Below are 9,326 nucleotides of genomic sequence, written 5' to 3'. Positions count from 1 at the left end.
GTTCGCCCGTTACGGCATCAACTATTCCCTCACCGGGACCGCCGAAGAAGTCGCCGAGGCCGCGGCGGGCGGCTTCGTGCTTCGCGCCGTAGTGCGTGCAGTCGGCGACCTCGATCTTGATCCCGTGGCTCCGGTGCACATCGAACCCCACGGCAGCAAGATCTGGTACGTCAACGATGATCGAATGTTCATGCTGCGCCTCGGCACCGACGCCGCGGGCGACCTCCACCTGAGCCCGATGATGGACTGGTTCGACGACCGCGTGACGTTCGTCGTGGCGGGATCGGGTGACGGGTACCACGACATCCAGATCGCGCAGAATCCGGTCTCAGGACTGGCCGACATCATCGTCGACGGATCGGTGGTCTACCGGCGCTGGGGAGGCTCTGACCGGGGGAGGGGCGGAACCGGTTTTGGATCCGGTTGGGGATGGGGCGTGGGCTGCGAAGGCTGCCAGCTCAATGTGAACCTGTTTCAGTGCTGGGTGGATCGCGAGGTCCCCGTATCGGGCGAGAGCAAGAGCTTTGGTGCCTTGAAGTCGCTGTTCGGGAGCCAGTCGAAGTGACCCGACTCCTGATCGTGATCGCGGCCCTTGCGACGACCACCGCCTCTGCCGCCGAGCTCGTCCCGACGCGATTGCTGTGGCGAAGCACCGAGATCGACGGTGGTGTCGTCCTGAATCCGGTGACGTCACTGGCTCCCTTCGAGAACGGCGTGCTCGTGGGGCACGGATTCTCGAACATGGGCGCCGTGATGATCACTGCGGACGGTTCGGCGAGTCAGGTCCTCGACGTGGCGGGCGAAGCGCCGGGACACGTGAATCGGCCCCGTGCGTTGGACGTGTCCTCCGACGGATCGTTGCTCGCCCTGATCGGGGGAATCGGTGGGCAGTGCGTGGTGCGCCGCCCGGTACGGCCTCCGTTCGACCACGTCGCGACGATCCCGAAGCTCGACGAACCCGAGGGCATGCCGCAGGGCTTCGGGATCCGGCTCGTGGAGGGTGCAGTCGTTCGCCACACCGGAGTCCAGCCGGCGACCGACTACGATGCGCTCCTGGTCCGGCTCGTGCGGCACGATCTCGATGGGGGCGCACCGGTCGTTCTCCATGACGAACTCGAGTCGCCGAACCGACAGATCCTCGGCGCGCAGGCGTGGGTCTGGGACGCCGAGCCGGATGGTTCGGTCTACCTGAGCGACGACTACGAATCCGGGTCGCTCGTCGCGATCGATCCCGACGGGAGTATCCGCTTTCGCGTGGACGTGCCGGTCGAGATCCTTCGGTTCGACGAGGACTCGATCGAGCAGCAGAAACGGCAGCGAGAGTCCCTGCGCGGTCGGGTCCCGGACGGTGCCCTGCCCGTGGTGCGCGAGACACGACGCGCCGTGGCGCGCGTTTCGGTCCGCGCCGCCGAGGGACGTGTGCTCGTGGTTTCCTCCGCGGGTCTCGGTCGGGATCGCGATACCGTCGAGCGGATCTCCTGGTGGGTGCTGGATGCCGATTCCGGAAAGGTCGTGGGCCAGAGACAGATCGACCTGCCGGACGGGGCCTGGTGGGTCCGGACGATCGAGTGGTTCGGAGACCGGATCTACGTGGCGGCCGAAGACGCTTCGCGTGCGGGGGAGCCGGAGGTCCTGTGTCTGGAGCGCGTGGGCCACGGTGATCGGTGAGCCTCGAGGGGCCCACCGCTTCCGCAGCGGAACATCCCCACCTGGGGACGTTTCGCCGACGCCGGCCGGCCTCGCCACGGGAGAGCGGCTCTGCTACAGACCCTCCAGCCGATCGCGCAGTCGAACCATCAGGCCCATCTTTTCGTGGAGCACCGCGACGATCATCACCGAGTCGCTCTCTTCGCGCAGAGCGAACACGTAGTGGTGCTCGCACCGGCAGACGCACAGCTCCGGCCTCGAGGGAATCGGACGCCGCGTGACCGTTGTTCCGGCTGCGATCGAGAGGAAGCACTGTTCGAGTGACGTCGCGTACCGATTCGCCTGGTCGACACCCCACGTTTCGGTCGTGTGGCGCGCGATCTGGAGGAGGTCGTCTACGGCGTCGGGAGACAGCCGGTAGCTAGGCATCCCGATCCGTCCCGCCATCTGGGCGGGCTCGCTCGAAGACGTCCTTCACGCTGCGATCGCTCGTGCCCTCCGCACGAGCGCGATCGATGCGCTCGTCCAGCAACGCTTCGAGCTCGGCGAGGTGGGGCGCCAGTTCGGCATCGCCGATGGTTCGGGAGAGCACGAAGTCCTTGATCGACTGACCCTTCAGGGCCGCCAGGGCCTTGAGCTTGGCGTGTTCTGCGTCCGTGACGTCGATCGAAATGCGGCGCATGCCGGTCTCCCTGCCGATGGGCTTGATCAACGTGCCTCGTGACCCCACATTTTGTCAATTTGATGGTTGATGCGTCGAGGATCTCGCGGCGGGAGGCGGTCGGAGGGGGCCGGGTGGCTCGGCATCGGGGCGCGATGCCGGCCCCGGCGCCACGACGCCGGCCCCGGAGCCGCGAGCGGCCCGATCCATCCCCCTCACGTCACGACGATCCGGATCGGTCCTGGGAACACGTCCACCGCTTCCGCAGCGGAACATCCCCACCTGGGGACGTTTCGCCGACGCCGGCGGGTCCGGTGCCCACGACGCCTCGCTACACGCGGAACTGCACCACCAGCGCCTTGAGGCTCTCGGCCATCCGGCTGAGTTCGTCGGACGCGGCGCGGAGCTGGGCGGAGCCGGCCGAGGTCTCGCTGGCGACCGACGCCACGGTGGAGATGCTCTCGGAGATCTCGTTGCCGCCCAGGGAGACCTGGTTCACGTTGCCGGAGATCTCGGCGACGGTGGCGCTCTGCTCCTCGACGGCACCGGCGATGGTGGACTGGGCGTCGCTGATCCGGCGGATCACGTCGGTGATCGCACCCATCGCTTCGGACGCGGCGTGGATCTCGCCCTGCAGCCCGGTGATGCGGTCGGTGATCTCCTCGGTGGCCTCGGCCGTGCTCTTGGCCAGGTTCTTGACCTCGGTGGCCACGACGGCGAAGCCGCGCCCGGCCTCGCCGGCGCGTGCGGCTTCGATGGTGGCGTTGAGCGCGAGCAGGTTGGTCTGCTCGGTGATCCCCGAGATCATCTGGATCACGCTGCCGATGCGGTCGCTGCTCTCGCTCAGGTTCTGGACGGTGGCGCTCGCGTGGTCGACGCGTTCGACGGCCTGACCGGCATCGGTGGCGGCGGAGCTCGACTGCGAGGCGATCTCGCGGATGCTCGCGTCCATCTCCTCGACGGCGGTGGCCACCGACGCGATGTTGCTGCTGATCTGCTCGGACGCGCTGCTCGCCGACACCGCGTGCTGGGAGGTGCGTTCGGCGGCCTCGGTCATGGCGGTCGACGTCTGGGCCATCTCGGTCGACGCGGCGCTGACCTGCACGGTGGATTCGCCGACGTCGTGGACGATCGACCGGATCTTCTCGACGAAGCGATTGAAGTACCGCGACATCTCGGCGATCTCGCCGTCGCCCGTCTCGTCGAGGCGCACGGTCAGGTCGCCGTCGCCCTCGGAGATCTCGTGCAATCGCTCGGTGGTGTTGCGCAGGGGCGTGGCGATGCGCCCGGCCAGCCAGATCGCGATCCCGATCAGGGTGACCGCGATCACGGCGCCCACGAGCACCACCGAACCCACGAGCCGTCGACCGCGTGCCCACGCGGCGTCGCTGATCGCGGCGACCTCTTCGTCGATGAAGTCTGCGTACTCGCCGGAGCCCAGGACCCAGCCGTGCTCGGGCAGGTGCAGGACGTAGGAGAGCTTCGGGTATCCGGTCCGCTCGTCGCCGCCGGGCTTGGGCCAGTAGTACCGGAGCACGGCGTCTCGGGTCGGGGACGCGAGCACGGCCCGGTTGGCGTCGACGAACAGGTTCGTCTCCTCGACGTCCGCCACCTCCGGGTCGGACAAGTCGTGCACCGTGCCCTCGTGGTGGATCCGTTCGACGCGCTCGAGATCGCGCATCTGCGACATGTCGCGGCCCTCGAGCTCCGTCGCGATCGGGTGCATGACCATCGTGGCCCGGCCGGGTGCACGGCGATCGAGCGAGTGGATCCACACGTAGGAATCGCCGTGGGCGAGGTGGCGGACCCGCTCGAGTTCCTCGCCCGCGTCGGCTCCGGCCGCCTCGGCGCCGTCGATGGCGGCGGCGGCTTGTTCGACCTGCGCCCGGAGGCGGTCGACCACGGCGGCCTCGTAGCGGTCACGGGCCGTCTCGATCCGCTCGTGGGTCTGTTCGCGGACCGACAGCGCGGTCACGACGACGAGCACCGCGATGCCCGCGACGATGGGCGCGACGGTGGCGATCAGGATTCTCGAACGGATGGTCATGGCGGGTCCCGGGAGCGCGTGGGAGGGCCGAGGCAGGGCGGCCTCGCGGCGTTCCGCGCCGGGCTGGTGTGCCGGGCGGTGCCGTTCCACCGTTCGCGATCGGTCGCGCAGGGCGGAAGCCTTAGCGGAATTCCGCGATGGCCGTCCCAACGGCGCCCGGTGGCACTCTAGGCCGTCCGGCGGTCGGGCCCGTCGTCGACGAGCACGTCGATGCCCTCCCTGTGCGCGATGCCCTGGGCGATGAGTTCGGCCTCGGCGCGGCTCGGGGCGTGGGCGAGGGCCACGTCGTGATCGTCGCGGAGGACCTGCCAGAGGTGGCGGATCGTCGGGTGGCGTCGGACGGTCAGTGGTCGGGATGCATTCGACATGTCGGGAGCTCGGGGGAGGTTGCGCGCGAGGCGGGAAATCTAAGCGATCGCATCGGACCTTGCACGCAGCTTGTGGACCGCCACTACTTTCGCCTTAATTGCGCCTCTACGGGAGGAGATGCGGTATCCGGTCATGGTATCCGGTCATGGCAACCGGCGCTGAAACCTGTCACCATGCGAATGCCCGTCTGTCCGTCCGTTCCTGCCTACGGAGGATCCCGCGCATGGGCTTGCGTTACGCGTACTTTCCGGACCACGACCTCATCGTCGAGCAGTTGGACGGCGACGTCGAGCTCGACCAGGTCAAGTCGGTGAAGCTCCAGGAGATCTCCTCGGGCGACCTCGGCCCGAAGACGGTGATCCTGTGTGTCGTGGGTGACGTGACCTTCGACAGCCGGCTCACGAAGGAGTTCGCTCCCTGGCTGCGCGAGGCCTACGGGGACTTCGATCCGCGGGCGGCCTATCTCGTTCGCGATCCGGGGGCGACGGCCCTGATGATGCTCCTTCAACGTCAGTTCCGCGATCGCGGGGTCGAGGTCTTCTCGACCTTGTCGCGTGCTCTCGAGTGGCTCGGACTCGATTCGAAACGGGTCGCGGCCGCCGATCTGCAGGTCGGAGACGTCCAGGAGTGACCTCGTGTCGCCGCGCGCTCAATCCGCCGGCAACAGCACCCACAGCTCCGGCCGCCCGCAGTTGCAGTGCACGGCCCGTCCGAGCAGTCCGAACGACGCCCAGCTCAGCCACAACGCCACGCGCGCGGTGTGCCACGCCCCCGGACCCGCAGGACGTCGGTGATCGAGCGCTTCGACCCGGTGCTCCACGGCGGGGATCGGATGGAAGATGGTCTCCACGCCGCGCGGGCGGCGCGGTTCGTCGTCCTGCCAGCGGTCGAGCTGCCGGGCGGTCTCGCGCAGGGTCGCGGGGTCGACGCCGAGTTCGGAGGCCGCGCGGTCGGCCCAGTACACGCCGGGCCGGCTCAGCGACGGCAGGATCAACGCGCCCACGAACGACCACAGCGTGACCCACAGCGACACGGTGACGAGCCCGGCCACGCTCGTCAGCGATCCGCCGAGGACGAAGACGGCGAGCCCGAAGCCGATCAGGTCGAAGGCGGCGGCCAGCACGAGCCCGCGCTCGCGTGCACCGGAGCGCAGGACCGATCCGCGGCGCACGAGTTCGGCCTCGAAGCGATCGGACGCGAGGTCGCGCACCCAGCGCGCCGGAACGAGAAGGGCCTCGCGGCCGGGCGGTCCGACCCAGCCTCCGGTGAATCCCACGTCGTCGTGGTCGATCGCCAGCACCCGGCGCGTGCCGAGCAGTTCGGAGGCCGGACCCGTCGTAGGCACCGCCCGCTGCGACGGGCGCAGACCGCCGACCCAACGCGCGAACACGCCCTGCGCCAGCACCAGTCCTCCCGTGGCCACCGCGACCACGGCGAATCCGAGCCAGGGCGAGACGGCCCGCGACGCCTGCAGGACGACGAGACCGAGACCGACCCACCACGCGCCCTGCACCAGGACGCCGCGCAGCCAACCCACCAGGAATACGCCGAACGACCGCTCGGACCGGCCGAAGCGGCGAGGGACGACATGGCCGCCGACGACGTCGAAGGGCAACGACACGACCACGTACGCGCCGAAGGCGGCCGCCAGGGCCGCGAGTTCGGGCCCGAAACCGGCGTCCGGACCGGGCAGGAACCGACCGGGAAGATCGAGGGCCAGGGCGGTGACGGCCAGGACGACGAGGGTGCCCACGCTGGTGATTCCCAGCCACAGACGCGCGCGCGCGTGGTTCACGACGAAGACTCCGGAGGGGGCTGCCGTCCGGAGTCTTCGCCGCCGACGCGCGGGCGGACGCAGGACTACTTGGTCCGGCGTCCGCTGCGCTTCTTCTTCGTGCCGGTCTTCTCGGAGGACGTCTTCTTCTTCGTCGCCGTCTGCTTGCGCGCGGCGGCCTTCCGCGCGCCCTGCACCTCTTCGTAGCGGGCGAGGAATCCCTCGATCGGATCCGACGCGATGGTGTCGCCGATCAGGTCGAGCGGCAGGTCGTCGACACTGCGGAAGCGCACACAGCTCTTGCCCGCATCGAGCTTCTTGCCGGCTTCGGCGAAGCGCCGCTCGAACTCGGCGCGGCGTTCCTCGCTCATGTACACGTTGTTCAGGTACAGGGTCATGTGGTTCTTCTGCGACCCCAGCGCCGCGTACACCAGCGGCTCGCCGTTGTAGGTGTCGGGATAGGTCGAAAGCGGGATCTGGTAGACCAGCATGCCGCGGTTCACCGTTTCCTCGTAACCGGCGGGCAGGCGCTCGAGGATGAGCCGGCGGACGGCCTCGATCGCGGCCCGGCGGTCGTCGGGCAACGAGTCGAGGAAGCCTTCGATCGGATCGCTCATCGGTTCTCCTTCATGGCATCGGCGGGCTGCATCAGGTAGAAGAAGGCCCCGCCGTCGTCGGTGCACACGGCGATGCGGCCGACGGGCGTGTCGAAGGGCCCGTGCTTCACCGCGCCCCCCAGCGTGCGCACCTGCTCTGCGCTGCGGTCGACGTCGTCGACCTCGAAGTACAGCGCCCAGTGGGCGGGCAGGTCGCCCCACTCGTCGGTCATCTGCAGGATGCCGCCCACCTCGATGTCGCCGCTCCGGAGCACGCGGTAGCCCGGGCCGGGCGCATAGGGGTTCTCGGTGTTCGTCCAGCCGAAGACGGAACCGTAGAAGTCGGCGGCGGCGTGCATGTCACGGCTGGCCAGTTCCGTCCAACACACCGTACCGGCCTCGTCGGCCCGGCGGCTCCCACCGTGGCCCTTCGCCTGCCACAGGGCGATCATCGCGCCCTCGGGATCGGCGAAGTAGGCGAGGCGGCCGTGCTCGAAGATGTCGATCGGGCCGAACAGGACCTTGCCGCCGCGGGCGGTCACGCGCTCGAGCACGGGTTCGAGTTCGTCGACGCAGACGTAGGCGTTCCACGACGGCGGAGCGCCGCCGGCGAGCATTTCCGCGTTCATCTGACCGCCTCCGGCGACGTGATCACCGGCCAGCGTGAACATGGTGTACGGCTCGGACCCTTCCGCTTCGGCGGGCTGGTCCTCGGCCGACCACCCGAAGAGTCCCGCGTAGAAGGCCTTGGAGGCGTCGAGGTCCTTGGAGAACAGATCGAACCAGCCGAAGTGGCCGTGGGGGTGGGCGTCGATGCGGGGCACCGGAGGCCTCCGGATCCAGGGGGCGCGAGGAGATGGGCCCCGAGCGTAGCGGGAATCGCGCCCGGCGTCACCGCCGTGCGGCGGCCACCACCGCCGGACTGTCGTCCCCGAGCGGGTCGCGGTCGAAGGAGCCGAAGCGATCGACACGGGTGAAGCCGGCGCGGTGCAGCAGGTCGACGAGCTCCCGTGCGCGCAGCGGTCGCAGGAAGGTCGTGTTGACCCGGCGGTCTCCCGTGTCCTTCACGGTGAGTTCGGTGCGGAACTCCACCAGTCCCGGCCGCGCATCGAAGTCGAGGGCGCGCTCGAAGTGCACGCGCGGCGTGTCGATGGCGGGCAGCGCCGTCGACCCCTCGCGCAGCAGCCGATCGTAGTGGACGATCTGCACCGCCAGGAAGCCGCCGGGCGCGAGGTGGGCCTCGGCCCATTCCAGGAAGGCGAGCAGCTCCGCCTCGTCGGTCAGGTGGACGAGGGTGTTGCCGAAGCAGGTGATCGCGTCGGCCTCGACCACCTGCAGGGCCGGGCTGTCGTCGAGGTGCGCCATGTCGCCGCGGACGAACTCCAGCGAAAGGTCGTGATCGTGTCCCCGCGCCACGCGCAGCAGCTCGCGGTCGGCGTCGACGCCGATTCCGCGTCCGATATGATCGCCCAGGCCGTGCAGCAGCCCGCCGGTGGCGCACCCGACGTCCACGACGGTGGCGTCGGGCGCGCGTTCGCCGAGCAGGTCCAGCACGAGCCGGCTCGGCCCCGGACGCGGCGGGAAGACCTCGTCGTAGTACGCCGCGATGGTGGTGTAGGAGGTCTCGGACATGGTGCGCGGAGTGTGGCCGAGCGCGTTCGTCCCGACCATGGGGAACCGTCCGAGGGGCCTCAGGGGACGAGCTCGACGCTGGCGATCGACAGGTCGGCCTGCATCCGCTGCTTGGCCGCCACGATGCCGATCCGCCGCAGCGCACCGGTGTCGAGCGGAGCGCGCAGCGACTGGGCCGTGAAGCGGTCGAAGGGGATCTCGACGTCGGTCCAGGTGTCCGGGGCCTCGAAGGGAGCCGCGTAGTGCTGCCACGGGCGGCGGGTGTCGTCGGTGCGCAGGTGCACGTAGTAGCCGTCGCCGTTGCCGCGCACCCGCAGTCGAATGGCGCGGTACGCGCTCGCGTCGAGTGGCTCGCCACTGCCGTCCAGCGGCAGGGCGACCTGCACGAAGCCGCCGTTGTTCTCCAGGCGCACCTCGCCGGTCATGTGCAGGTGCGGGGTGTCGGCGTCGCCGTGGCGCTCCACGCTCATGTCGCTCACCCCGCCCATGACCCGGTCCGTGAAGCCGGTCCAGCGCGCGCCCCAGGTCGACACGCCCAGGGAATCTCCGAAATCGTCGAGCACGAGCGGGGGAACGGTCATGGCGGATCCGATCACCAGG

The 9,326-nt window shown here is 69.4% G+C and carries 12 protein-coding genes; 3 read left to right on the top strand and 9 right to left on the bottom strand.

Going from position 1 to position 9,326, the window contains the following annotated elements:
• Positions 1-565 (top strand): hypothetical protein (locus tag VKA86_18960; GenBank protein ID HKK73288.1); only part of this gene is annotated, 565 nt, incomplete at its 5' end.
• Complete coding sequence (locus VKA86_18955; protein ID HKK73287.1) at positions 562-1,668, top strand: hypothetical protein; 1,107 nt, start codon at positions 562-564, stop codon at positions 1,666-1,668. The genes VKA86_18960 and VKA86_18955, both read left to right, overlap by 4 nt.
• A gap of 93 nt (positions 1,669-1,761) precedes the next feature.
• On the opposite strand, the gene VKA86_18950 is transcribed toward VKA86_18955, so the two are convergent.
• From VKA86_18950 to VKA86_18935, 4 genes are all read right to left on the bottom strand, one after another.
• Positions 1,762-2,076, bottom strand: coding sequence for a type II toxin-antitoxin system RelE/ParE family toxin (locus VKA86_18950; GenBank protein HKK73286.1), 315 nt, complete (start codon positions 2,074-2,076; stop codon positions 1,762-1,764).
• Positions 2,069-2,329 carry an antitoxin gene (locus VKA86_18945; GenBank protein ID HKK73285.1) on the bottom strand — a complete coding sequence of 87 codons (261 nt, stop codon included), beginning with the start codon at positions 2,327-2,329 and terminating at the stop codon, positions 2,069-2,071. The genes VKA86_18950 and VKA86_18945 overlap by 8 nt, the downstream gene beginning before the upstream one ends.
• A gap of 310 nt (positions 2,330-2,639) precedes the next feature.
• The gene (locus VKA86_18940) at positions 2,640-4,355 is read right to left on the bottom strand and encodes a methyl-accepting chemotaxis protein (protein ID HKK73284.1); all 1,716 of its coding nucleotides are present in this window, start codon (positions 4,353-4,355) and stop codon (positions 2,640-2,642) included.
• A gap of 167 nt (positions 4,356-4,522) precedes the next feature.
• Positions 4,523-4,723, bottom strand: coding sequence for a hypothetical protein (locus VKA86_18935; GenBank protein HKK73283.1), 201 nt, complete (start codon positions 4,721-4,723; stop codon positions 4,523-4,525).
• A 224-nt stretch (positions 4,724-4,947) separates the two neighbouring features.
• Here VKA86_18935 and VKA86_18930 point away from each other — a divergent pair, with 224 nt between their 5' ends.
• Positions 4,948-5,355: a hypothetical protein gene (locus tag VKA86_18930; GenBank protein HKK73282.1), complete on the top strand. Its 408-nt coding sequence runs from the start codon at positions 4,948-4,950 to the stop codon at positions 5,353-5,355.
• A gap of 18 nt (positions 5,356-5,373) precedes the next feature.
• Here the strand turns inward: VKA86_18930 and VKA86_18925 are convergent, their stop codons facing one another.
• The 5 genes from VKA86_18925 to VKA86_18905 all read right to left on the bottom strand — a co-directional run.
• Positions 5,374-6,519 carry a hypothetical protein gene (locus VKA86_18925; GenBank protein HKK73281.1) on the bottom strand — a complete coding sequence of 382 codons (1,146 nt, stop codon included), beginning with the start codon at positions 6,517-6,519 and terminating at the stop codon, positions 5,374-5,376.
• 65 nt (positions 6,520-6,584) lie between these two features.
• Positions 6,585-7,115, bottom strand: coding sequence for a DUF1801 domain-containing protein (locus VKA86_18920; GenBank protein HKK73280.1), 531 nt, complete (start codon positions 7,113-7,115; stop codon positions 6,585-6,587).
• Entirely contained in the window at positions 7,112-7,918 is an 807-nt protein-coding gene (locus VKA86_18915) for a VOC family protein (protein HKK73279.1), read from the bottom strand. Before VKA86_18915 ends, VKA86_18920 begins: the two co-directional genes overlap by 4 nt.
• A 67-nt stretch (positions 7,919-7,985) precedes the next feature.
• Complete coding sequence (locus VKA86_18910; protein ID HKK73278.1) at positions 7,986-8,765, bottom strand: class I SAM-dependent methyltransferase; 780 nt, start codon at positions 8,763-8,765, stop codon at positions 7,986-7,988.
• Positions 8,766-8,785: 20 nt separating this feature from the next.
• On the bottom strand, positions 8,786-9,326 hold a 541-nt coding region (locus VKA86_18905; protein ID HKK73277.1), incomplete at its 5' end, for a CIA30 family protein.

The sequence above is a fragment of the Candidatus Krumholzibacteriia bacterium genome (assembly GCA_035268685.1).
GTDB lineage: Bacteria > Krumholzibacteriota > Krumholzibacteriia > JAJRXK01 > JAJRXK01 > JAJRXK01.
The sequence above is the reverse complement of the archived record's forward strand: the minus strand, read 5'-3'. Positions and strand labels throughout refer to the sequence as shown.

Bases quoted from the DNA above. Each gene is read 5' to 3' on its own strand.
- VKA86_18950 (HKK73286.1), bottom strand. From the start codon at position 2,076: ATGCCTAGCTACCGGCTGTCTCCCGACGCCGTAGACGACCTCCTCCAG.
- VKA86_18945 (HKK73285.1), bottom strand. From the start codon at position 2,329: ATGCGCCGCATTTCGATCGACGTCACGGACGCAGAACACGCCAAGCTC.
- VKA86_18940 (HKK73284.1), bottom strand. From the start codon at position 4,355: ATGACCATCCGTTCGAGAATCCTGATCGCCACCGTCGCGCCCATCGTC.
- VKA86_18935 (HKK73283.1), bottom strand. From the start codon at position 4,723: ATGTCGAATGCATCCCGACCACTGACCGTCCGACGCCACCCGACGATC.
- VKA86_18930 (HKK73282.1), top strand. From the start codon at position 4,948: ATGGGCTTGCGTTACGCGTACTTTCCGGACCACGACCTCATCGTCGAG.
- VKA86_18920 (HKK73280.1), bottom strand. From the start codon at position 7,115: ATGAGCGATCCGATCGAAGGCTTCCTCGACTCGTTGCCCGACGACCGC.
- VKA86_18910 (HKK73278.1), bottom strand. From the start codon at position 8,765: ATGGTCGGGACGAACGCGCTCGGCCACACTCCGCGCACCATGTCCGAG.